Origin of the sequence: Thiomicrospira pelophila DSM 1534 (assembly GCF_000711195.1) — a bacterium.
In the GTDB taxonomy this organism is placed as follows: Bacteria; Pseudomonadota; Gammaproteobacteria; order Thiomicrospirales; family Thiomicrospiraceae; genus Thiomicrospira; species Thiomicrospira pelophila.
Window position 1 is genome coordinate 2,011,321 of the sequence record NZ_JOMR01000001.1, and the last position, 23,744, is coordinate 2,035,064.

General features: G+C 44.3%; 21 protein-coding genes and 4 tRNA genes. 3 read left to right on the top strand and 22 right to left on the bottom strand.

The features are described from left to right. Positions 1-89: 89 nt before the first annotated feature. The 13 genes from rpoC to N746_RS0109835 all read right to left on the bottom strand — a co-directional run bounded on the left by rpoC (position 90) and on the right by N746_RS0109835 (position 13,421). On the bottom strand, positions 90-4,325 hold the full coding sequence (gene rpoC / locus N746_RS0109775) for a DNA-directed RNA polymerase subunit beta' (RefSeq protein ID WP_029936159.1): 4,236 nt from the start codon (positions 4,323-4,325) through the stop codon (positions 90-92). Beyond that, positions 4,325-8,386, bottom strand: coding sequence for a DNA-directed RNA polymerase subunit beta (gene rpoB, locus N746_RS0109780; protein ID WP_029936161.1), 4,062 nt, complete (start codon positions 8,384-8,386; stop codon positions 4,325-4,327). The genes rpoC and rpoB overlap by 1 nt, the downstream gene beginning before the upstream one ends. 182 nt (positions 8,387-8,568) lie before the next feature. Continuing rightward, a complete protein-coding gene (gene rplL / locus N746_RS0109785; RefSeq protein WP_029936163.1) occupies positions 8,569-8,940 on the bottom strand; it encodes a 50S ribosomal protein L7/L12 in 372 nt (123 codons plus the stop codon). Positions 8,941-8,988: 48 nt separating this feature from the next. Then, positions 8,989-9,483, bottom strand: a complete 495-nt coding sequence (rplJ, locus tag N746_RS0109790) for a 50S ribosomal protein L10 (RefSeq protein WP_029936165.1) — start codon at positions 9,481-9,483, stop codon at positions 8,989-8,991. Between the two features lie 158 nt (positions 9,484-9,641). Further along, positions 9,642-10,334, bottom strand: coding sequence for a 50S ribosomal protein L1 (rplA, locus tag N746_RS0109795; RefSeq protein WP_029936167.1), 693 nt, complete (start codon positions 10,332-10,334; stop codon positions 9,642-9,644). 6 nt (positions 10,335-10,340) lie between these two features. Then, entirely contained in the window at positions 10,341-10,769 is a 429-nt protein-coding gene (gene rplK / locus N746_RS0109800) for a 50S ribosomal protein L11 (protein WP_029936169.1), read from the bottom strand. Positions 10,770-10,818: 49 nt separating this feature from the next. Next, positions 10,819-11,352 (bottom strand): transcription termination/antitermination protein NusG, encoded by a 534-nt coding sequence (gene nusG / locus N746_RS0109805; protein WP_029936171.1) that lies wholly within the window; start codon positions 11,350-11,352, stop codon positions 10,819-10,821. 1 nt (position 11,353) lies between these two features. Then, positions 11,354-11,737: a preprotein translocase subunit SecE gene (secE, locus tag N746_RS0109810; RefSeq protein WP_029936172.1), complete on the bottom strand. Its 384-nt coding sequence runs from the start codon at positions 11,735-11,737 to the stop codon at positions 11,354-11,356. 59 nt (positions 11,738-11,796) lie between these two features. Then, positions 11,797-11,873: transfer RNA gene (locus N746_RS0109815), tRNA-Trp, on the bottom strand. Between the two features lie 54 nt (positions 11,874-11,927). After that, a complete protein-coding gene (tuf, locus tag N746_RS0109820) occupies positions 11,928-13,118 on the bottom strand; it encodes an elongation factor Tu (protein ID WP_029936150.1) in 1,191 nt (396 codons plus the stop codon). Between the two features lie 53 nt (positions 13,119-13,171). Then, a tRNA-Thr gene (locus N746_RS0109825) sits at positions 13,172-13,247 on the bottom strand. A gap of 9 nt (positions 13,248-13,256) precedes the next feature. Then, positions 13,257-13,331 (bottom strand) — tRNA-Gly (locus N746_RS0109830). A gap of 5 nt (positions 13,332-13,336) precedes the next feature. Beyond that, positions 13,337-13,421, bottom strand: a tRNA-Tyr gene (locus N746_RS0109835). Between the two features lie 153 nt (positions 13,422-13,574). On the opposite strand from N746_RS0109835, the gene bioA reads away from it, so the two are divergent. Next, entirely contained in the window at positions 13,575-14,891 is a 1,317-nt protein-coding gene (gene bioA, locus N746_RS0109840; RefSeq protein ID WP_051678620.1) for an adenosylmethionine--8-amino-7-oxononanoate transaminase, read from the top strand. Between the two features lie 7 nt (positions 14,892-14,898). Here the strand turns inward: bioA and speE are convergent, their stop codons facing one another. The 9 genes from speE to rpe form a co-directional block, all read right to left on the bottom strand. Continuing rightward, positions 14,899-15,753, bottom strand: coding sequence for a polyamine aminopropyltransferase (speE, locus tag N746_RS0109845; RefSeq protein ID WP_029936176.1), 855 nt, complete (start codon positions 15,751-15,753; stop codon positions 14,899-14,901). Continuing rightward, entirely contained in the window at positions 15,754-16,233 is a 480-nt protein-coding gene (gene speD / locus N746_RS0109850; RefSeq protein ID WP_029936178.1) for an adenosylmethionine decarboxylase, read from the bottom strand. A gap of 81 nt (positions 16,234-16,314) precedes the next feature. Beyond that, positions 16,315-16,740 (bottom strand): OsmC family protein, encoded by a 426-nt coding sequence (locus tag N746_RS0109855; RefSeq protein WP_029936180.1) that lies wholly within the window; start codon positions 16,738-16,740, stop codon positions 16,315-16,317. A gap of 81 nt (positions 16,741-16,821) precedes the next feature. Continuing rightward, the gene (trpC, locus tag N746_RS0109860) at positions 16,822-17,616 is read right to left on the bottom strand and encodes an indole-3-glycerol phosphate synthase TrpC (RefSeq protein ID WP_029936182.1); all 795 of its coding nucleotides are present in this window, start codon (positions 17,614-17,616) and stop codon (positions 16,822-16,824) included. Next, complete coding sequence (trpD, locus tag N746_RS0109865; protein ID WP_029936184.1) at positions 17,616-18,635, bottom strand: anthranilate phosphoribosyltransferase; 1,020 nt, start codon at positions 18,633-18,635, stop codon at positions 17,616-17,618. The genes trpC and trpD overlap by 1 nt, the downstream gene beginning before the upstream one ends. Continuing rightward, a complete protein-coding gene (locus N746_RS0109870; protein WP_029936186.1) occupies positions 18,632-19,225 on the bottom strand; it encodes an anthranilate synthase component II in 594 nt (197 codons plus the stop codon). Before N746_RS0109870 ends, trpD begins: the two co-directional genes overlap by 4 nt. A 17-nt stretch (positions 19,226-19,242) precedes the next feature. After that, positions 19,243-20,757: an anthranilate synthase component I gene (gene trpE / locus N746_RS0109875; protein WP_029936187.1), complete on the bottom strand. Its 1,515-nt coding sequence runs from the start codon at positions 20,755-20,757 to the stop codon at positions 19,243-19,245. Between the two features lie 5 nt (positions 20,758-20,762). Beyond that, positions 20,763-21,443 (bottom strand): phosphoglycolate phosphatase, encoded by a 681-nt coding sequence (locus tag N746_RS0109880; RefSeq protein WP_029936188.1) that lies wholly within the window; start codon positions 21,441-21,443, stop codon positions 20,763-20,765. Positions 21,444-21,546: 103 nt separating this feature from the next. Next, entirely contained in the window at positions 21,547-22,251 is a 705-nt protein-coding gene (gene rpe, locus N746_RS0109885) for a ribulose-phosphate 3-epimerase (RefSeq protein WP_029936190.1), read from the bottom strand. A 127-nt stretch (positions 22,252-22,378) separates the two neighbouring features. Here rpe and N746_RS0109890 point away from each other — a divergent pair, with 127 nt between their 5' ends. Next, a complete protein-coding gene (locus tag N746_RS0109890) occupies positions 22,379-22,861 on the top strand; it encodes a phosphate-starvation-inducible protein PsiE (RefSeq protein WP_051678621.1) in 483 nt (160 codons plus the stop codon). Further along, entirely contained in the window at positions 22,858-23,742 is an 885-nt protein-coding gene (locus N746_RS0109895; RefSeq protein ID WP_029936193.1) for a phosphoribosylaminoimidazolesuccinocarboxamide synthase, read from the top strand. Before N746_RS0109890 ends, N746_RS0109895 begins: the two co-directional genes overlap by 4 nt. Positions 23,743-23,744 lie beyond the last annotated feature (2 nt).

Sequence of the window (23,744 nt, forward strand, 5' to 3'; positions counted from 1 at the left end):
TGTGGGCATCCTTGCCCACAAATAAGGTTTCAGAATTTTAGTGATGCAACAAGCATATGTCAAGCAATAACTTGTTGAATTTTATTTATTTAAAGCTCTGAATCTTCGGGTTCGATAACACGGTCATCTACAACCGGCATCTCTTCCAGAATATCTTCACTCACACTCTCTTCTTCATAATCATTTTGAATAAACGCACGCAACTCGCCATCCGCTATATCACTTGCCTTCTTACGAGCTTGGTGATAAGCGAAGCCTGTTCCAGCAGGAATTAGACGACCCACAATAACGTTCTCCTTCAAACCAACCAAGGTGTCTCGCTTACCGCTAACCGCAGCTTCGGTTAGTACGCGAGTTGTTTCTTGGAATGAAGCCGCCGAGATAAATGACTCTGTCGCAAGTGAAGCTTTTGTAATACCAAGCAGAACACGCTCAAAACTAGCTTCCACTTTACCTTCTGCTCGCATTTTTTCATTTAACTCTAAAACACGCGCATATTCAGTTTGCTCTCCCTTAATAAGACCGGTGTCTCCAGCTGCACGTATTTCAACTTTACGCAACATTTGGCGAATAATCGCCTCAATATGCTTATCGTTAATACGCACGCCCTGCAACCTATAAACATCCTGAACTTCATCAACAATATATTCTGCAAGGCGCTCTACACCCAATAGACGAAGAATGTCGTGTGCGTTCGAATTACCTTCTACAATAATATCACCACGCTCAACACGCTCACCTTCGAACACATTAACCGTACGCCATTTCGGAATTAGGGTTTCATACTGTTCGCTAGAATCTTGCGTAATAATTAAGCGCTGCTTCCCTTTGGTTTCTTTACCAAACGAAATTACGCCACTTACTTCTGCCATGATTGCTGGTTCTTTTGGCTGTCGTGCTTCAAATAAGTCAGCAACACGCGGTAGACCACCGGTAATATCTTTTGTTTTTGAAGACGCTTGCGGAATACGCGCTAAAACGTCACCTGATACAACCTGAACACCTGATTGCACAAGTACAATCGAGTTCTCTGGTAAGTAATAGACTGCTGGGGTCTGTGTCCCTGCAAAACAAGTACTCTCTCCCTTATCATCTAATAAACGTATGAAAGGACGAGCATCTTTAACCGAGCTTGAGCGTTCTTTAGCACCTTTTACAACGCGAGTTACCAGGCCTGTTAATTCATCAACACGCTCTTCAACTGTACCTTCAAAGTTTCCGAACTCAATTTGACCGCTTACTTCAGTGATAACTGGGTGAGTATGCGGATCCCAACTTGCAATACTCTGACCAGAGGTTAGCTTCTGACCCTCAGTAACCTCTAGAATGGCGCCATAAGGCACTTTATAACGTTCTTTCTCACGGCCTGCATCATCTAAAATAGTGACCTCACCAGAGCGCGTTGTAACCATTACCTTATCTTCAGAGTTTTTAACTGTTTTAAGATTATGGAACTTAACGGTACCTTCGTACTTAACTTCAACCTGGCTTTGCGCCGCTGTCTGCGAAGCAGTACCCCCAATATGGAAAGTACGCATTGTCAACTGAGTACCAGGCTCACCAATCGACTGAGCAGCCATTACACCCACAGCTTCACCCATGTTAACTAGGTGACCACGTGCCAAGTCTCGGCCATAACATTTTTGACACACACCAAATTTTGTTTCACACGTAATAGTGGATCTAACTTTCACGCGATCAATACCATGCGTATCAATGAGAGCCACTAAGCTTTCGTCTAGCAGAGTACCGGCTGCAACTATACATCCACCCTTAGCATCAAGTACATCATCACTTAAAACACGTCCGAGAATACGCTCGCGTAGGGATTCAATTACATCACCACCCTCAACATGCGCGGTCATTTCAACTCCGCTATCTGTACCGCAGTCATTTTCTGTCACAACCACATCTTGAGCGACATCTACTAAACGACGTGTCAAATAACCAGAGTTAGCCGTCTTCAATGCCGTATCTGCCAAACCTTTACGAGCACCATGTGTAGAAATAAAGTACTGTAAAACGTTTAGACCTTCACGGAAGTTGGCTGTAATGGGGGTTTCAATGATGGAACCATCAGGTTTTGCCATCAAGCCACGCATACCACCAAGCTGACGCATCTGCGCGACCGAACCACGAGCACCAGAGTCAGCCATCATATAGATTGAGTTAAACGAACTTTGTTTAACCTCTTCACCTTCAGTGGTTGTAACCATGTCATATTGCAACTCTTCCATCATGGCTTTTGTTACAAGTTCATTTGTGTGCGACCAAATATCAACAACTTTGTTATAGCGCTCACCCTCAGTAACCAGACCCTGTGAATACTGCGACTGAATTTCTTTAACTTGATCTTCAGCACGCTCAAGAATTCCCGCTTTTTCATCAGGAATCAACATATCATCTGAACAGAAAGATAAACCAGCCATCGTTGACCACTTAAAACCAGCGTACATCAATTGGTCAGCAAAAATAACTGTTTCTTTTGGACCAAGTACGCGGTAACAGGTATTTAAGACCTTACTGATGTTCTTCTTTGTCAAATTAGTGTTCAAAAGATCAAACGATAAACCTTTTGGCAAAATTCTGCATAACAAAGCACGACCAACAGTTGTATCGACAATGCGAGTACTTACATGCTCTTTATCATCTTCAACAATTGTCTCTTCAACTTTGAGTTTGATCTTAGTGTGCAAATGGACAACTTTAGCTTCCTGTGCTCTTACCACTTCCTGCCAGTTTGAAAAAGCTTTGCCTTCTCCAATCGAATTGATGCGCTCACGCGTAATGTAATATAAGCCAAGTACAACGTCTTGTGATGGCACAATAATTGGCTCACCATTGGCTGGTGACAGCAGGTTGTTGGTCGACATCATTAATGTGCGAGCTTCAAGCTGTGCTTCAAGCGACAATGGAACATGCACGGCCATCTGGTCACCATCGAAGTCAGCGTTAAAGGCAGAACAAACCAAAGGATGCAAATTAATAGCTTTGCCTTCAATCAACACAGGTTCGAATGCCTGAATACCAAGACGGTGAAGTGTTGGAGCGCGGTTCAATAATACAGGATGCTCACGAATGACTTCATCCAACACATCCCATACTTCAGGCAAGCCTTGCTCAACCATTTTTTTAGCGGCTTTAATTGTTGGTGCAGCACCACGTTTTTGCAACTTACTAAAAATGAATGGTTTAAATAACTCTAACGCCATCTTTTTAGGTAAACCACACTGGTGCAATCTCAAAGTAGGCCCTACAACAATGACCGAACGTCCAGAATAATCAACACGCTTACCAAGTAGGTTCTGACGGAAACGACCCTGCTTACCTTTGATCATATCAGCCAAAGACTTTAACTGGCGCTTGTTGGTGCCAGTTACAGCACGGCCACGACGACCATTATCCAACAACGAATCTACGGCTTCTTGAAGCATACGTTTTTCGTTACGAACAATAATATCTGGTGCCATCAAATCTAATAAGCGCTTAAGACGGTTATTACGGTTAATTACTCGGCGATATAAGTCGTTAAGATCCGAAGTTGCAAAACGCCCACCATCAAGTGGAACTAATGGTCTAAGTTCAGGAGGCAATACTGGAAGAACTTCCAATACCATCCATTCTGGATTATTTCCAGACGACAAGAAGGATTCAATTAGCTTTAGACGCTTACTAACTTTCTTTTGCTTTGTTTCAGAAGTGGTCGTTTCAACCTCACCTCTTAAACGTGCAGCTTCTTCTGCTAGATCAATAGACTTAAGCATGCGTTTAATAGCTTCGGCACCCATTTGTGCTTCAAATTCATCACCATGCTCTTCTAATGCATCTAAATACTCTTCTTCCGTCAGTAGCTGCCAAGGCTCTAAGGGAGTTAGACCTGGATCAACTACCATAAAAGCTTCGAAGTATAAAACAGCTTCGATTTCTTTTAATGTCATATCCAGCATCAAACCAATACGTGACGGAAGAGACTTCAAGAACCAAATGTGAGCAACCGGTGTGGCCAAGTCAATATGACCCATACGCTCACGACGCACTTTAGACTGAGTTACTTCAACACCACACTTTTCACAGATGACACCACGATGCTTTAATCGCTTGTACTTACCACACAAACATTCATAGTCACGAATTGGACCAAAAATCTTGGCGCAAAATAAGCCATCACGTTCAGGCTTAAAAGTACGGTAGTTAATGGTTTCTGGTTTTTTTACTTCACCATATGACCAAGAACGAATCTTTTCAGGAGAAGCAAGAGATACCTTAATGGCATCAAATTCACTAGAAACGTTTTGTTTTTTTAGAAAACCGAGTAAGTCTTTCATTAATCTTGCTCCAACTCAATATCAATACCTAATGCACGAATCTCTTTACGCAATACGCTAAAGGATTCTGGCATGCCTGGTTCCATGTATTCATTACCATCTACGATGTTTTTATACATGCGAGTACGACCATTTAAGTCATCAGACTTCACTGTCAACATTTCTTGAAGTGTAAAGGCTGCGCCATAGGCTTCCAATGCCCACACCTCCATCTCACCAAAGCGCTGACCACCAAATTGAGCTTTACCACCCAATGGTTGCTGAGTAACTAAACTATATGGACCAGTAGAACGAGCATGCATTTTGTCATCAACCAAGTGATTTAACTTCAACATGTACATATAACCTACGGTTACAGTTCTATCAAACTCGTCACCTGTACGTCCGTCAAATAGTCGCATTTGTCCTGATTCAGGTAACTCCGCTAGGCGTAACAATGATTTAATCTGACCTTCATCGGCGCCATCGAATACTGGCGAAGCCATAGGCACGCCCTTACTCAAGTTTTTAGCAAGAACAATAATTTCATCATCACTAAACGCTTTAAAGTCAACCGACTGCCCTTGGCTTTCGTTATAAATCTTGTGTAAGAACTCACGTACATCCTTGATATCTGCATCACGCTTCATCATTGAATCAATTTTTTCACCTAATCCCCAAGCCGCTAGGCCTAAGTGAGTTTCTAAAATTTGACCAACGTTCATACGTGACGGTACACCCAGTGGGTTTAAGCAAATATCGACAGGGCGGCCTGTTTCGTCAAATGGCATATCTTCCACTGGACAAATTCGAGAGATAACACCTTTGTTACCATGACGACCGGCCATTTTATCACCAGGTTGGATGCGACGTTTAATAGCAACATACACCTTAACCATCTTAGAAACGCCCGGCGCTAAATCATCACCTTGCGTAAGTTTTTTACGCTTCTCTTCAAAGGCTTCATTAAGTTCTTTACGCTTTGCTTTCAGCTGTTCTTCTGCTGTTTCAAGTTGACGTAGTGCATCCTCATCATCAACATTGAGACCCAGCCATTTCTTAGCCTCGAGACTATCAAGATACTCAGCTGTTAATTTCGTACCATCTTTCAACTTTAAGCCTGATAGCAAGTTCTTAATACGGTTTAATGTATCTAGTTCAAGAATTTTGTACTGCTCATCAATATCCTTACGAACCTTATCCAATTCTTCTTCTTGGATAGCCTGTGCACGCGCATCTTTCTTCATACCTTCACGAGTGAAGACTTGGACGTCAATAACTGTACCTTCTATACCTTTGGACACACGTAAGGATGTATCTTTTACATCCGATGCTTTTTCACCAAAGATGGCTCGCAGCAACTTCTCTTCAGGTGTTAACTGTGTTTCACCCTTAGGTGTCACCTTCCCTACCAAAACATCGCCTTGCTTAACTTCGGCACCGATATAAACGATACCGCTCTCATCTAGGCGAGACAAAGCCGACTCCCCAACATTAGGAATGTCAGACGTGATCTCTTCTGGCCCAAGCTTCGTATCACGTGCTAAACAGGTAAACTCTTCAATATGAATAGTTGTATAACGGTCTTCTTTAACAACACGTTCAGATACTAAAATCGAGTCTTCGAAGTTGTAGCCATTCCAAGGCATGAACGCGACACGCATGTTCTGACCCAAGGCAAGTTCACCTAAATCCGTTGAAGGACCATCTGCCAAAACATCACCACGTGAAACTACGTCACCTGCGCTTACAATTGGCTTTTGGTTAATACAAGTGTTCTGGTTAGAACGCTGATATTTAATTAGATTATAAATATCAACACCAGTTTCTCCCTCAACAATCTCGTCATCATGGACACGCACAACGATTCTAGAGGCATCCGATGAAACAACCTCACCACCGCGATCTGCCACTACAGTTACACCCGAGTCGATTGCTACTGTTTTCTCAATACCAGTACCAACTAAAGGTTTATCTGCACGCAGAGTAGGAACCGCCTGACGCTGCATGTTTGAACCCATCAATGCACGGTTAGCATCATCGTGTTCAAGAAATGGAATCAATGCCGCTGCTACAGATACGATTTGCTTGGGTGAAACATCCATTAAGTTAATGTCTTTAGACATAGATAACGTAAATTCATTCTGATGACGTGCAGAAATCAAGTCTTCAACAAACTTGCCGTTTTTATCCAGTTTCGCACTAGCCTGAGCGATTACATATTGCGCTTCATCAATCGCAGAAATATAAACCACATCATCGGTGACCTTGCCATCTACAACTTTACGGTAAGGAGTTTCTAAGAAACCATACTCGTTGGTTTTTGCATAAACAGCTAACGAGTTAATCAAACCAATGTTTGGCCCTTCAGGAGTTTCAATCGGGCAAACACGACCATAGTGAGTAGGATGCACGTCACGAACTTCAAAACCAGCACGTTCACGCGTCAAGCCACCTGGGCCTAACGCTGAAACACGACGCTTATGCGTAACTTCCGAAAGCGGATTGACTTGATCCATAAACTGAGACAACTGGCTCGAGCCAAAAAATTCTTTAATTGCAGCAGACACTGGCTTAGCATTAATCAAATCCTGAGGCATTAAACCATCAGACTCTGCCTGGTTGAGTCGTTCTTTAACAGCACGCTCAACACGAACCAAGCCAACTCTAAATGCATTTTCAGCCATTTCGCCTACAGCACGAATACGACGGTTACCCAAAGTATCAATATCATCAACTGTACTTTGACCATTTCGAATATTAATCAATTCACGAATAACATCAACAATATCTTCACGCTCAAGAACAAGTTTACCTTCGTTATCTTGACGACCTAAACGACGGTTTAACTTCATTCGACCTACTGAAGATAAATCATAACGATCTTCTTGGAAAAACAAGCTATTGAATAATGCCTCGGAAGAGTCTTTTGTTGGCGGCTCACCTGGACGCATCATACGGTAAATTTCAATCTGTGCTTCTAGCTGAGTAGAAGTTGAATCAAGATTCAACGTATCTGACATGTATGAACCGTGAAGTAACTCATCAATATAGAGCACTTCAAACTGTAGCTTACTTAGTTCATTAATCTTATCGAGAATATCTTGCGTGATAATCGAGTTTGCGGCTGCGATCAACTCACCTGAAGAGGTATCGACAACATTTTTGGCCATCACTTTGCCGAGTAAAAATTCAACAGGCACATCTATAGAAGAAACACCCGCTTCAGCCATTTTTTTGATAGTACGCGCGGTAATGCGAGTGCCTTCTGCGGCAAACACCTCACCTTTGGCAGCTATATCAAAAGTCGCCATTTGACCTTTAAACTGCTCTGGATCAAATGCAAGTGAATATTTGCCTTTTGACATTTTAATTTTGGATGTATCGAAGAACATCTCTAAAATCTGTTCGTTGTCGTAACCCATCGCACGCAATAGAATTGAAATTGGTAATTTACGACGACGATCGATACGAGTAAATAAACAATCATTATGATCAAACTCGAAATCTAACCAAGAACCACGGTAAGGAATAATTCTGGCATTAAATAAGATTTTGCCTGAAGAATGAGACTTACCTTTATCATTATCAAAAATGACGCCGGGAGAACGATGCAATTGAGTCACAATTACACGCTCAGTACCATTAATAACGAATGTACCGTTATCGGTCATCAAAGGCATATCACCTAAATATACTTCTTGTTCTTTAATGTCTTTAACAGGGCGATTTCCAACTGGAGCATCCTTGTCGTACATGACCAAACGCATTTTTACGCGAAGTGGTGCGGCATAAGTTACGCCGCGCTGCTTGCATTCTTTAACATCAAATTCAGGCTGACCAAGGTGATAGCTGACATAATCCAAGTCGGCTGTACCCGCAACGCCTTTAATTGGGAAGACTGAACTGAAAGCAGAGTGCAAACCAATGCTGGCGCGCTCTAAAGGTTTCTTATCCTTCTGGATAAAGTCATGATATGACCCTTTCTGAAGCGATAATAAATATGGGACATCCAACATCGAAGGTTGTGTTGAGAAGTCTTTACGGATGCGTTTCTTTTCGGTTAACGAGTAAGTCGTCATTGAGTACCTCTGCAAAAGAACAAGTCATAATTGATAAATAGAGAAATCTATTTAAATGTATAAAACTGTAGTATCAGTCCTCACTGAATATCACACTTTTACACACTACCTTAAACAAGAAAAGGCCGGCACCTAAGTACCAGCCATTTCATACTGCTTTTTACGCAGTTAAAAGCGAGAAATTACTTGATTTCAGCCTGTGCACCAGCTTCTTCAACTTGCTTCTTAATTTCTTCAGCTTCTTCTTTCGATACACCTTCTTTAAGTACAGTAGGTGCTGATTCAACTGCTTCTTTAGCTTCTTTCAAGCCAAGACCTGTAATACCACGAACCGCTTTGATAGCACCAACTTTGTTGCTACCAGCGCTTGTTAGGATTACATTGAATTCAGTTTGTGCTTCAGCGCCTGCGCCTGCGTCTGCAGCTGGACCAGCTGAAACCATAGCGGCAGCTGAAACACCAAACTTCTCTTCCATTGCTGAAATCAATTCAACAACTTCCATTACAGTCATGTTAGCAACTGCTTCTAAAATATCATTCTGTGATACGGCCATTTGATAATCTCCTAAAATTGAATTTGCGTGTCGTAATTACTAAAGAAATTACGCCGCTTCTTTGGCTTCTTTGTATGCTGCAAGTGTACGTGCCAATTTCTCGACAGGTGCTTTCATTACATACATTAACTTGCCCAATGCTTCTTCGTAAGTCGGTAGTGCAGCAATTGCATCAAGCTGGCTAGCGTCCATAACGCCAGAACCAATTGATAGCGACTTAATAACCAATGCTTCATTACTCTTTTTAAAATCTTTAGCAATACGAGCCGCAGCTGACAATTCATTTGTAGAGAAAACCAGTACAACTGGACCTACCAAATCAGACTGCATATCTTCAAAAGGTGAACCTTGTAAAGCTTTGCGTGCCAAAGTATTTTTAACAACACGGATAACTACATCAGCATCACGTGCCTTAGAGCGAAGATCAGTCATCTGCTCCACAGTCAACCCACGATATTCAGCTACTACAATCGATACAGACTTCTCTACTATGGCAGAGACTTCTTCAACGACTAGCTTTTTATCTTCGAGTTTAAGTGCCATTCTAACCTCCTAACAGTTTAACCAGCTCCCTGATCAAACCACTCATCTACGTAGGTCTCAGATGAAATTAAGGCCACTCATTAAGTCGCCACCTACGGTCTGCGATGGGCACTCACAATTTTGGAGACCCAATTCGCAAATCCATCCTTTCAGATAGATTAAATCGTTGACTGATCTACTGGAACACCTGGTCCCATCGTGCTAGATACAGTTACTTTTTTCATAAACACACCTTTTGCCGCAGAAGGCTTAGCTTTATTTAAGTCTTCTAACAATGCAGCAAGGTTTTCTTTTAGCTTTTGGGCATCAAACGAGGCCTTACCAATTGGTGCATGGATAATACCAGCCTTGTCAACGCGGTAACGAACCTGACCAGCTTTTGCATTATTGATCGCACCAACAACATCTGGTGTAACTGTGCCGGTTTTTGGGTTAGGCATTAAGCCACGCGGACCAAGAACCTGGCCCAACATACCCACAACACGCATTGCGTCTGGACTTGCAATAACCACGTCAAAATCCATCATGCCTTTCTTAATTTCATCAGCAAGCTCTTCCATACCAACAAAATCAGCACCGGCTTCTTTTGCAGCGGCCTGATTCGCTTCACCAGTAAACACAGCTACACGAATTGTTTTACCTAAGCCATTAGGAAGAACTGTTGCGCCACGCACAACTTGATCAGATTTACGTGGATCAACACCCAACTTAACAGCTACATCAACTGTTTCATCAAATTTAGTTGAACCTGCAAACTCTTTAACCAAATCTAAGGCTGCAATAATGTCATATGACGAGTCTTTATTTAGACGCTCAGCAACCATTTTCTGTTTTTTCGTTAGCTTTGCCATCTTCTATTACTCCTCGACCGTTAGACCCATACTACGAGCTGAGCCCGCAATAATCTTGACTGCTGTTTCCAAATCATTGGCATTTAAATCAGCCATTTTGGTCGTAGCGATTTCTTCCAACTGAGCACGCGTCACTTTACCAACCTTATTAAGGTTTGGAATTGCGCTACCCTTCTGGATACCTGCTGCTTTTTTCAATAAGATGGCAGCTGGTGGGGTCTTGGTAATAAAAGTAAAGCTCTTATCACTATAAACAGTGATAACGACAGGCAGAGGCAATCCTTTTTCAACATTTTGCGTTTGCGCATTAAATGCTTTACAGAATTCCATAATATTTACGCCGCGCTGACCTAAAGCTGGACCAACGGGTGGACTTGGATTTGCATTCCCTGCAGGGATTTGCAATTTAATATAGGCTGCAATTTTCTTGGCCATTTTCTACTCCTTGTGGGTAATAGCGCCGTAAGGCTCCCCGTTAAAAAAATCAGCTCTTAACGACTTGAGCAAACTCCAACTCAACCGGAGTTGAACGCCCAAATATTAACACTGATACTTGTAGTCTATTTTTGTCATAATCTACGCCTTCCACTACCGCCTCGAAGTCGGTAAATGGACCATCCGTGACTCGAACCATTTCTCCCGGCTCGTAAATTACTTTTGGACGTGGCTTATCAACGTTTTCTTCTACACGTTGTAAAATTCGGTCAACTTCCTTTTGCGTAATAGGCGCAGGACGATCACTCGTACCACCAATAAAACCCATCACCTGAGGAACACTTTTAACTAGATGCCAACTAGCCTCGTTCATTTCCATTTCTACTAAAACGTAACCAGGAAAAAACTTGCGCTCACTGGTGCGCTTTTTGCCATCACGAATTTCAACTACTTCTTCTGAAGGCACCAAAATACGTCCAAAATCATTCGTTAATTCAGCGCGCTCTATATACTCAACTAAAGCCGCCTTAACTTTATTCTCATAACCAGAATAAGCGTGTACTACATACCATCTTTTCGCCACGTTAGCCTCCCTGTCCTGTCAGCAATTTAACCGCCCACAAGAAAAACATATCAATTAACCAGAGAAAAATCCCAACCAGAATAACGGCAATAACAACAATTAATGTTGTCTGCACCGTTTCTTTTCGGGTAGGCCAAACAACTTGGCGAACTTCCTTTTTGGTATGAACTAAATATTTAAACCAACTAGCGCCTAATTCAGTTTTGTAAAGCACATAACCTGCAAGGGTTACACCAAACAACACCACTAAAATTCGCACAACCGCATGCCACTCGGCAAACGTATAGTAAGCCACAATAGAACTCAACAAAATCGCAATAGATAGGAACATCTTGATCGTATCCATTACATTTCTTGATTCTTGTACTTCTGATTTCTTATTCATACTATGTCGATATAATTAAAAAAACGATCCACATCCTATGACGTAGACCGTTAAGAATATGGCAGGGGTGGAGAGACTCGAACTCCCAACCTTCGGATTTGGAATCCGCGGCTCTACCAATTGGAGCTACACCCCTGTGAGTTAAAAAAGGGGACTATACCAGCCCCCTTTGTTTTTTGCAAGATCTTGATTATTTCAAGATCTTAGAAACCACACCCGCACCAACTGTACGACCACCTTCACGGATAGCGAAACGTAAACCTTCGTCCATCGCGATTGGGTTGATCAAAGTGATTGTCATCTGGATGTTGTCACCTGGCATAACCATTTCTACACCTGATGGTAGTTCACATGCACCAGTAATATCCGTTGTACGGAAGTAGAACTGTGGACGGTAACCATTGAAGAATGGAGTATGACGACCACCTTCTTCTTTTGATAACACATACACTTCACCTTCGAACTGGGTGTGTGGTGTGATTTTGCCTGGGTGACTTAGTACTTGACCACGTTCTACGTCTTCACGCTTGGTACCACGTAGCAATACACCTACGTTGTCACCGGCTTCACCTTGGTCTAGCAACTTACGGAACATTTCAACACCGGTAACCGTGGTTTTTTGTGTATCACGAATACCAACGATTTCGATTTCTTCACCTACTTTTACAATACCTGTTTCAACACGACCGGTTACAACCGTACCACGACCCTGGATAGAGAATACGTCTTCTACCGGCATTAGGAATGGCTTATCTGTGTCACGCTGTGGTGTAGGGATGTATTCATCTAAGGCCGCTACTAGTTTTTCGATCGCTGGCTCACCAATTTCTGATGTGTCGCCTTCGATTGCTTTTAGGGCTGAACCTTTGATTACTGGTGTGTCATCACCTGGGAAGTCGTAGTCTGATAGAAGTTCACGAACTTCCATTTCTACTAGTTCCATCAATTCTTCGTCATCTACCATATCCGCTTTGTTTAGGAACACAACGATGTACGGCACACCTACTTGACGTGATAACAAGATGTGCTCACGTGTTTGTGGCATGGGGCCGTCAGCGGCTGAACATACTAGAATCGCGCCATCCATCTGAGCCGCACCTGTGATCATGTTTTTTACATAGTCGGCGTGACCTGGGCAATCTACGTGTGCGTAGTGACGTGTTTCTGATTCATATTCAACGTGCGCTGTTGAGATGGTGATACCACGTGCTTTTTCTTCTGGCGCGTTATCGATCTGGTCGTAAGCGCGTGACTCACCACCAAATTTCTTACCTTGCACAATGGTTAGCGCCGCTGTCAATGTAGTTTTACCATGGTCAACGTGACCAATCGTGCCTACGTTTACATGTGGCTTGTTACGTTCAAACTTAGCTTTTGCCATGACGAAACCCCGTTTAGCATAATTACATTAGACTGGGCTAACCAGCCGTAAAATGGAGCTCTCATCCAGAATCGAACTGGAGACCTCTTCCTTACCATGGAAGCGCTCTACCGACTGAGCTATGAGAGCATTAGACAATGGAGCGGGTGATGAGAATCGAACTCACGTCATCGGCTTGGAAGGCCGAGGTAATAACCACTATACGACACCCGCGAATTTGGTGGAGGGTGGTGGATTCGAACCACCGAAGGCTGAGCCAGCAGATTTACAGTCTGCCCCCTTTGGCCGCTCGGGAAACCCTCCAAATGTGCGGCGTATTTTACCGATAAAAAAGAGCCTGTCAACCAGATTTAAACATTAAACTTACATTTCGTTACGTAATACAAACCCACCTTATTTGATTTTCTAACATCGGTATGCGATTCTTTACGGTTTTCAGACTTAACAAGACGGGCTATGCAATCATCGAATTTTGATCAACAACATATTTGGCATCCTTATAACAAACTACCTTCCAGTCATTTGCAACTTGAGGTCGCTTCTGCAGAAGGTAGCCTGATTACACTTCAAGATGGCCGCAAACTGCTTGATGCTATGTCGTCTTGGTGGTCGAGTATTCATGGCTATAATCATCCGGCCATTAACCAGGCCGCAATTGATCAAATTCAAACCTTATCTCACATTATGTTTGGTGGCTTCACTCACCAGCCAGCCATCCAGTTGGCAAGAAAATTAATTGAGATTAGCCCGGCTGGTTTAGAAAAAATATTCTTTGCAGATTCCGGCTCAGTGTCAGTCGAAGTTGCGCTTAAAGTCGCATTGCAATACTGGAAAAGTAAACAGCGCCCTGAGAAGAATCGATTCCTGGCTTTGCAACACGCTTATCACGGTGACACGTTTGGCGCCATGTCGGTGTGCGACCCGATTGAAGGCATGCATCATCTATTCAGTAACAACCTTATGCCCAACTACTTTGCGCCAGCTCCACAACCAGGCCTGGTGGTTGAAGACAATCACGACATTCAAGCACTCGAATCTTTATTTGAGCAACATCACACAGAACTCGCGGCTTTTATTTTGGAACCATTGGTTCAAGGTGCCGGAGGTATGCGGTTTTATCGCCCAGAATACATCAAACGTGCGCGTGAATTGTGCGATCAATATGAGGTATTGTTAATTGCAGATGAAATTGCCACAGGGTTCGGCCGTACTGGCAAATTATTTGCATGTGAGTGGGCTCACATTTCGCCAGATATTATGTGTATTGGCAAAGCTCTAACTGGCGGCTATATGACATTGGCCGCCATGCTTTGTACACAGGAGATAAGTGACACCATTAGCCAACAAAACCCCGGACTTTTGATGCATGGCCCAACCTTTATGGGCAACCCGCTCGCCTGCCGCATCGCACTCGCCAGCTTGGAGCTACTGTTAAGCCAGGATTGGCAAAACCAAGTCAAGCTAATCAGCACACACTTAACCCAAGCTTTCGAACCCTTGAAGCATTACCAAGAAGTCAGAGATATACGAGTGTTAGGGGGTATTGGGGTGATCGAATTAACACGCGATGATTTAAGTTACGCGATCCAACAAGCTGCAATTGAAAACGGCGTGTGGTTAAGACCCTTTGGTCGCCTGGTTTATACCATGCCGGCTTATAATATTTCAGCCGACAATTTACAGGCTTTAAGCCAAGGGATTAGCAACGCGGTATCGCACGTACTATCTACCCAACCATCTGGCGAGGCGACCTTAAGCGATCAGTTTGTATAACAATAATCTAAAGCGCATCTAATAAGTATTGCGGCAAAGCAAAGCAGGCCTGGTGCAAGCCTGGATTATAATAGCGAGTTTTAAAACCTGCTTGCTGATAGCGGGCTTGTAGCGAATTCAAATCGAGTCCGTTTGGTTTTAAATCCTGAGAAGCCCAAGCAAAAGTCATAATTCCGCCCACATAAGTCGGCACCGCCGCACTATAAAATCCGACCTTTTCAAACAAGGGTGACAAGCGTTGTTCAGACGTTAATACTTCATCAGTTTGCAAAAAGCTCACACCATTTTGTGCCACAAACACGCCACCCGAATTTAAACAGCGCTTAATGCCTGTGTAAAAACGTGAAGTAAATAACACTTCGCCCGGCCCGACCGGATCGGTGGAATCGGAAATAATCACATCAAACGACAAATCAGTGTCGTTAACAAACGCCACGCCATCACCGATCACCAGATTCAAACGTGCATCGTCAAACGCGCCATCCGAATGCTTAGGGAAGTAGGTTTTACACATCTCAACCACTTGAGCATCGATCTCTACCTGAGTCACACTTGTGACACTTGAGTGTTTTAATACCTCACGTAAAATCCCGCCATCACCGCCGCCGATAATCAATACTGACTTGGGTTCTGGATGCGTAAACATCGGAACATGTGTCAACATCTCGTGATAAATAAATTCATCACGCTCGGTGGTTTGAATCATGCCGTCTAACGCCATCACCCGCCCCCATTGCGCATTCTGAAAAATCACTAAATGCTGATGTTCGGTTTTGGCTTCAAACAACACCTCGTCCATCACAAAGGATTGACCCCAGGCCTGGTGCAGGGTTTCGAGATAACGCGGCTTGGCTTGAGTCACTTAAACTTCACCACGCAAAATGGTATCAACATTCACTTGGGTGGGCGAAAACGCCTGTTTGAGAACATCAATCGCTTTTTCAGGCTGGGCATCACCACACATAAACACATCAAATGCGGCAAAATCACGCTCTGGCCAACTGTGCACACTAATGTGTGACTCGGCTAACACCGCCACACCAGAAATGCCGCCATTTGGGGTAAAGTGATGCAAATGGATATGCAACAAAGTCGCCCCCGCCGCTTCAACGGCCGAGCGTAATGTGCTTTCCATTAGCTCCAACTCATCTAAACGTTTTGCGCCCCACAGGTCGATAATCAGATGGGTACCTGCATATTCCTTACCGTCACGCACAATAAAATGATCTTGGGTTAAATCTTCCACAGCTTGATCATGGGTCGGCCAATCTGACTCAATCACGGTGGTTTTTTCAATGATCTCAAAATGCTCGTTACCGGTTTTTAGAATATTTTCAGGCATGTATGGCCCACCTTCCTGTGTTAAATTTAAAAAAAAAGAGAGGCGATTATGCCCACAAAATTAAAAATTGCAAGCGGCGATTTAATCCACTTCAACAATTTCAAAACCATGCGTCATTTCGACAGAGGCTTCGAGCATTTTCGATACCGAACAATACTTTTCAGACGATAAACTCACCGCACGTGCCACTTTCGCTTCCGCCAAACCTTTGCCTTCGACAATATATTGCACATGAATTTTGGTATAAACTTTGGGTACGGTTTCAGCACGCTCGGCACTGACTTCAATGCGACAATCCCTTACATCTTGCTTACCTTTCTGCAACATCATAATGACATCCACCGCTGTGCAACCACCTAAACCTAACAACACCATCTCCATTGGGCGCGGTCCAAGGTTATGACCACCAATGGCGGGAGGGCCATCCATGACGACAGCATGACCGGATTCGGTTTGCCCGACAAAACTCATATTATCCAACCATTTTACGCTTGCGACTTTATCCATTATCAGCACTCCTTGTTCTAACCAAAACAACCAGGCCTGGTGCTTGAAAATTCAAACCACCAGGCCTGGTTGTTGTTCTAATTATTTAAATAAGTTAGCTAAAGCTTCACCCGGATCATGCGCGCGCATGAAGGCTTCGCCGATCAAAAAGCTATTCACCTTATGATCGCGCATTAACTGCACATCCTGTGGTGTGAAAATACCACTTTCGGTAACGACAATCCGATCTTGTGGGATGACATCCAATAAATCCAACGTGGTCTGCAAGCTGACTTCGAAGTTATGTAAATCGCGGTTATTAATTCCAATCATCGGCAAATCAATTTTAAGTGCACGCTCCAGTTCTTCAGCATCATGTACTTCAATTAATACATCCATACCCAAACTCTGCGCCAGCTCAGCGAGCTCGGCCATTTTTTCGTTATCCAGGGCGGCGACGATTAGCAAAACACAATCCGCCCCCATCGCACGAGCTTCGTAAACCTGATAAGGCTCCACCATAAAATCTTTGCGTATCACTGGTAAGGACACCGCGGCACGCGCTTGCTCTAAATACTCACGCGAACCCTGAAAAAAATCGACATCAGTCAAAATTGATAAACAAGCGGCACCGTGCTTTTCATAACTTTTAGCAATCGTCACCGGGTCAAATGGGTCACGCAATAAACCTTTACTGGGTGATGCCTTTTTAATTTCGGCAATGACCGCAGGTTGTCCTGTTGCCAGCTTAGCTTGCATTGCCTTAACAAAACCACGCGGTGCATCGGCTTGTACGGCAAGGTCTTTCATTTGATCTAAACTGACGCTTGGCCATTGTGCGCTGATTTCAGCAAATTTACGTTCAATAATCTTGTTTAAAATGGTCGGTCTGCTCATTAAATGGCCTGTGTAAATTGTATAAATTGATCAAGTTTTTGCTGTGCCAGGCCTTGTGCAATCGCGCCACGAGCAAGCAATACACCTTCAGCAAAACTGTTTGAAATGCCGGCTACATACAAGGCCGCCCCCGCATTTAAACAAATAATATCTTTCGCCGCGCCGTCTGAATTGTTAAACGCCGCCCGAATAATATTCAAACTTTGTTGCGCCGAGTCTACCGCCAGGCCTTCTAAACTGACATGATCCATGTCATATTCTTGAGGATCAATCGTCCACTCCCGAATCTGGCCGTTTTTAAGCTCAGCCACATGCGTTGGACAAGTCACTGAAATCTCATCCAAGCCATCTTCCGCATGCACTACCATGACGTGCTCCGAGCCCAACTGCTTTAACACTTCGGCAAATGGCACTAACAAATCGCGATCATACACACCCAAGACTTGATAAGGCGCTTGCGCTGGATTGGTAAGCGGACCTAGCACGTTAAAAATCGTACGCACACCCAATTCTTTACGTGCGGCTACCACATGCTTCATTGCGCCATGATGTGCTGGCGCAAACATAAAGCCTACCCCAACCTGTTCGACGCAAGCCGCCACCTGATTCACACTTAAGTTTAAATTTACACCAGCTGCTTCTAACACATCGGCACTACCGGACTTGCTTGATACCGAACGGTTGCCGTGTTTTGCTACGCGCGCACCCGCGGCAGAAGCGACAAATGCGGTCGCCGTGGAAACATTAAAAATGTTCGCGCCATCGCCGCCGGTGCCGCAGGTATCAACCAAATGACTACGGTCATCTAACTCCACACGAGTCGATAAATTTCGCATTACTTGGGCGGCGGCGGCTATCTCTTCAATGGTTTCGCCCTTCATGCGCAACGCCATCAACAAGCCACCAATTTGCGCATCGGTCGCCTCGCCGGACATCAAGGTTTGCATCACCGACTGCATTTCGGAACCATTCAAGTTTTCACGTTTTAATAACCGAGTTAGAGCTTCCGAAAGTGTCATAGCTCACCCCGTGCTTGATTTAAAAAATTCTGTAACATTTGATGTCCTTGCTCAGTCAAAATCGATTCTGGGTGGAATTGTACGCCTTCAATCATTAATGATTTATGACGCACCCCCATAATTTCATCCATTTCGCCTTGCTCATCTTGCGTCCAAGCGGTCACCTCTAAACAATCCGGCAAACTTGCCTGCTCAATCACCAACGAATGATAGCGCGTGGTTTCAACTGGGTTGGGCAAGTCGCTAAATACGCCAGCATTGTGATGATAAACCGGTGAGGTTTTACCATGCATCACCTGTTTAGCACGAATAATCTGGCCGCCAAACGCCTGGCCAATCGCTTGATGACCTAAACACACACCTAAAATCGGCACTTTGCCTGCGAAATGCTTAATCGCCGCCACCGAGATACCCGCTTCATTGGGCGTACAAGGGCCGGGAGAAATCACTAAGTAATCTGGCTTTAGGGTTTCAACCTGTTCAATCGAAATTTGATCATTACGATGCACCAACACCTCTTGACCCAACTCACCAAAGTATTGCACCAGGTTATAGGTAAACGAATCGTAGTTATCAATCATCAGCAACATAAAACTTCTACCTATAGTTATCGGTGTGAAGAGGAAGGATTGTCAGTGCGTAAACCTTGACTGACAAATTCAGCGGCACGAAACACGGCACGGCCCTTGTTCATGGTTTCGTCCCACTCACTTTGCGGCACCGAATCGGCGACAATGCCCGCACCGGCCTGCACATACAAACGGTCATTCTTAACTACCGCCGTACGAATCGCGATCGCCGTATCCATATTGCCATGCCAGCCTAAATAACCGACTGCACCAGCATATACCCCACGTTTGACCGGCTCAAGTTCATCAATAATTTGCATTGCACGAATTTTAGGAGCCCCCGACACCGTACCCGCTGGGAATGTGGCGCGCAAAACTTCAAGCGGTGACAAGCCAGGCTTCAACGTGCCATCCACATTCGACACAATATGCATCACATGCGAATAACGCTCGACAATCATTTTCTCAGTGAGCTTGACGCTACCGACTTCGGCAATGCGGCCAACATCATTACGCCCTAAATCAATCAACATCAAATGTTCGGCGACTTCTTTCGGATCATTTAATAAATCTTGTTCAAGTGCACGATCCTTCTCGACATCTGTACCACGCCGACGTGTACCGGCTATTGGGCGTACTGTGACTAAATCGTCTTCCAAGCGCACCAAAATTTCCGGTGAAGAACCCACAATTTGAAAATCGTCGAGATTTAAATAGAACATATAAGGTGATGGATTTAAATAACGCAAAGCCCGATACAAGTCCAACGACGACTGTTTAAACTCAATCGACATCTGTTGAGACAACACCACCTGCATGGCATCACCCGATAAGATGTATTCTTTTACCTTATCCACCGCGTCTTTGAACGCCTGCTCACCAAAACTAGATTTGAAATCGGCTTCATCCACTTGGCTATCCGCCGCAAAACTATCCGGTTTTTCAAATGACTGACCTAACTGCTGCTCCAGCTCATCAATGCGCATCTGTGCTTGTTTAAACGCGTTAGGTTTGGACAAGTCGGCCTGAATAATCACATGCACTTGGCCACTCAAATTATCAAACACCACCAATTCACGCGATACCATTAACAAAATGTCAGGCGTGCCAATTTCATCGCGCGCTGGTTGGCTTTGAGCTAAACGAGGCTCGACATAACGTACCGTGTCATAACCAAAGTAGCCCACTAAACCACCGCAAAACTTGGGTAGTTCCGCACTGTCTAGCACTTTAAACTGGGCTTGATAAGCTTCTAACCAAGCCAAAGGATCTGCCGCCACTTGATGTTCAACCACTTCACCTGCGCGCAACACTCGCACTTGTTGACCGTCCACCCGAATATGCGTATCCGAAGGCAAACCAATAATCGAATAACGCCCCCATTTATCCCCGCCCTGCACCGATTCAAATAAATAAGAATATGGGGCATTTGCCAATTTATAGTAAACCGACAAAGGTGTTTCAAAATCCGCCAACAAGGTGCGCATCACCGGCGCATGGCTATAGCCCTGTTTGGCGAGATCATCAAAATGGGATTGGGTTTGTGCGCTCATACCGATTATTTCGCCTCTAAGTAATTCGCTAATTCGACCATCGAATCCATCACCACATCCGGCTCGTAATCGCGAATGTCTTCACCGTGGTTATAACCGTATGTCATACAAAAAATGTGAAAGCCCGCTGCACGCGCCGCTTTTACATCACTTTTAGAATCGCCCAACATCAACGCGTTTTCGGGAGAAACATTCATCAACTTGGCCGCATGCAACAATGGCATGGGATGAGGCTTCTTCTGTTCGCAAGTATCACCACTCACGATAAACTCAAAGTAGTCAAACAAGCCCTTATCTTTTAACAACGGGATCGTAAAGGCCTCGGCTTTATTCGTCACACAACTTAAACGGTAACCGTTCGCCAGCATCCACTCAATACCTTGTTTCACACCATCATAAACACAACTGCGTTTTGAGGTATTGTCTTTATATAACGCCAAGAAAATCGGATAGGCCTTTTCAAACAAGGCCTCATCCGGCTCACCATCGACCGCATTGATTAAGGCGCGACGTACTAAACGTTCCACACCATTCCCGACCCAGTCACGCACCGCATTTTCACCACGCACCGGCATATCGAGCTGCTTCATCATTTCGTCAACGCAATAAGCCAAGTCCGGCACGCTATCAATTAACGTACCGTCCAAATCCAATAGAACAAATCCCGGCTTTATTTTCTGTGTCATTTAAACTCTCTTGTTATTACCCAAAGCCACGCAAGCACGAAGAAAACATTTAATTAAATGCCTCTCAAAAACCTTCGCGCTTCTGGGGCTCAGTGGTTTGCTATTAAGCCTTAGCCAATTCTTCACGCATTTGCTTAATAATGCTGTCGTAACGGTTGGCGTCACTCGCGTTTTCTTTACCGAAAATACCGGAACCTGATACAAACGTATCACAACCTGCGGCCGCGACTTCAGCGATGTTTTCAGCTTTTACGCCACCGTCAATTTCTAAACGGATCTCTTGACCACTCGCATCAATTAACTTGCGAGCTTCACGCAACTTGTCTAATGCACGCGGAATAAACGCTTGACCACCAAAACCAGGGTTAACCGACATAATCAAAATCATGTCAATCTTATCCATCACATGATCCAAATAACTTAAAGGCGTACCCGGGTTAAACACCAGGCCTGCTTTACAACCTTCTGCTTTGATTAATTGCAATGTACGGTCGATATGCTCAGACGCTTCTGGGTGGAAGGTAATAATGTCTGCGCCCGCGCTGGCGAAATCGCCAATCAAACGATCGACCGGCTTCACCATTAAATGCACATCAATCGGGGCTTTAATATCTTCGCGCACCATAAACTTCTTTAACGATTCACACACCAACGGGCCAATCGTTAAGTTCGGCACATAGTGGTTATCCATTACATCAAAGTGCACCACGTCCGCACCCGCAGCCAATACATCTTTTACATCTTTGCCCAACTGTGCAAAATCCGCTGATAAAATAGACGGTGCGATCCAATTTGCTTGCTTAGCCATAACATTTCCTCATCTTTAATAAAATTGAATTCGAAGCATTTTACCAGCATCCGAATAAATTTCACCTCAAGCTTTGCCAAAAACAATATAATGCGGCCAAAAGCCCCATAAACTTAAGAGGTTCAAAATGGAAATTCAACACACACGTACCACCAGCATTATCCGCCGTGGTATCGGTATTTTTGAAATCATCGGCCTAACGATCATCGCCCTCGCCACCATTTTTGCGGGTTACACCGAAGTGAAGTTCATGATCACCCAAGGCCAGGTAACACTTGGCGACTTGCTCTTATTATTTCTTTACTTAGAAGTCTTAGCCATGGTAGCTATTTACCTCGACTCGGGTAAATTACCGATCCGCTTACCTTTATATATTGCGATTATTGCGATGGCGCGTTACTTAATTCTAGAAATGAAAGATCTCACCGAATATGAAATGCTCGCTGTGGGCTTAACCATTGTACTGGTTGCGGCCTCTATCTTAGTATTGCGTTTTGGCTCGCTCAAATTCCCATCCGAAGACCGCGTCGGCCCAAGATGGGCCGCCATGCCTAAAAAGATCGAAAATAAAACCAAAAAGATTGAAGATGAATCGGAGAACTTGTCATGAATGCGTTGTATGAATCCAACCTGACCAGTTTAAAACTGCTTAACCGTGGGAAAGTGCGCGATATTTACGACCTAGACACTGAGCATCTACTCATTGTCACCACTGACCGCGTCTCCGCGTTTGATGTGATTTTACCCACACCCATTCCGGGCAAAGGACGCATTCTGAGCGAAACCGCCCAGTTTTGGTTCAAACGCACCCAAAACATTCTCCCCAACCATATCGCCAACGACTTAATGCTGGCCGATTACCTAACACCCGACGAACTCCAACAGCTCGATGGGCGCGGGGTGATTGTGCGCAAATTCAAACCCCTGCCGGTCGAAGCGATCGTGCGCGGCTATTTAGTCGGTTCCGGCTGGCAAGAATACAAACAACACCAAAGTGTGTGCGGCATCGCCTTACCACCAGGCCTGGTGCAAGCCCAACAACTACCTGAGCCCATCTTTACGCCATCAAGCAAAGCCGAAGTGGGCGATCACGACGTTAACATTAGCTTCGACGAGATGAGTCAACTGATTGGCGAAACCAAAGCCAACCAAGTGCGCGACTTTAGTTTACAACTTTATAAACAAGCCGCTGAGTTTGCGCTTGAGCGTGGCATTATTATTGCCGACACCAAATTTGAATTTGGCGAAGATCATAATGGAAACATTTATTTAATCGACGAAGCCCTCACGCCTGACAGCTCACGTTTCTGGCCGGCTTCTAGTTACTCGCCAGGCCAAAATCCGCCTAGTTTCGACAAACAATATATTCGGGATTATCTAGAAACCCTAGATTGGAATAAAACCGCCCCCGGCCCAGAACTGCCCACTGAAGTGGTGAATAAAACCCTCGAAAAATACCAAGAAGCCAAAGCGCGCTTAACTGAAAATTAACA

What these genes read in the sequence shown, in the direction of transcription:
- rplL (WP_029936163.1), bottom strand. Translation starts at nt 8,940, where the DNA reads ATGGCCGTATCACAGAATGATATTTTAGAAGCAGTTGCTAACATGACT.
- secE (WP_029936172.1), bottom strand. Translation starts at nt 11,737, where the DNA reads ATGAATAAGAAATCAGAAGTACAAGAATCAAGAAATGTAATGGATACG.
- rpe (WP_029936190.1), bottom strand. Translation starts at nt 22,251, where the DNA reads ATGGCTAAGCAAGCAAATTGGATCGCACCGTCTATTTTATCAGCGGAT.
- rplK (WP_029936169.1), bottom strand. Translation starts at nt 10,769, where the DNA reads ATGGCCAAGAAAATTGCAGCCTATATTAAATTGCAAATCCCTGCAGGG.
- trpE (WP_029936187.1), bottom strand. Translation starts at nt 20,757, where the DNA reads ATGAGCGCACAAACCCAATCCCATTTTGATGATCTCGCCAAACAGGGC.
- tuf (WP_029936150.1), bottom strand. Translation starts at nt 13,118, where the DNA reads ATGGCAAAAGCTAAGTTTGAACGTAACAAGCCACATGTAAACGTAGGC.
- rplJ (WP_029936165.1), bottom strand. Translation starts at nt 9,483, where the DNA reads ATGGCACTTAAACTCGAAGATAAAAAGCTAGTCGTTGAAGAAGTCTCT.
- N746_RS0109870 (WP_029936186.1), bottom strand. Translation starts at nt 19,225, where the DNA reads ATGTTGCTGATGATTGATAACTACGATTCGTTTACCTATAACCTGGTG.
- N746_RS0109895 (WP_029936193.1), top strand. Translation starts at nt 22,858, where the DNA reads ATGAATGCGTTGTATGAATCCAACCTGACCAGTTTAAAACTGCTTAAC.
- speD (WP_029936178.1), bottom strand. Translation starts at nt 16,233, where the DNA reads ATGCCTGAAAATATTCTAAAAACCGGTAACGAGCATTTTGAGATCATT.
- N746_RS0109890 (WP_051678621.1), top strand. Translation starts at nt 22,379, where the DNA reads ATGGAAATTCAACACACACGTACCACCAGCATTATCCGCCGTGGTATC.
- N746_RS0109855 (WP_029936180.1), bottom strand. Translation starts at nt 16,740, where the DNA reads ATGGATAAAGTCGCAAGCGTAAAATGGTTGGATAATATGAGTTTTGTC.
- rplA (WP_029936167.1), bottom strand. Translation starts at nt 10,334, where the DNA reads ATGGCAAAGCTAACGAAAAAACAGAAAATGGTTGCTGAGCGTCTAAAT.
- bioA (WP_051678620.1), top strand. Translation starts at nt 13,575, where the DNA reads ATGCAATCATCGAATTTTGATCAACAACATATTTGGCATCCTTATAAC.
- rpoB (WP_029936161.1), bottom strand. Translation starts at nt 8,386, where the DNA reads ATGACGACTTACTCGTTAACCGAAAAGAAACGCATCCGTAAAGACTTC.
- trpD (WP_029936184.1), bottom strand. Translation starts at nt 18,635, where the DNA reads ATGACACTTTCGGAAGCTCTAACTCGGTTATTAAAACGTGAAAACTTG.
- rpoC (WP_029936159.1), bottom strand. Translation starts at nt 4,325, where the DNA reads ATGAAAGACTTACTCGGTTTTCTAAAAAAACAAAACGTTTCTAGTGAA.
- trpC (WP_029936182.1), bottom strand. Translation starts at nt 17,616, where the DNA reads ATGAGCAGACCGACCATTTTAAACAAGATTATTGAACGTAAATTTGCT.
- N746_RS0109880 (WP_029936188.1), bottom strand. Translation starts at nt 21,443, where the DNA reads ATGACACAGAAAATAAAGCCGGGATTTGTTCTATTGGATTTGGACGGT.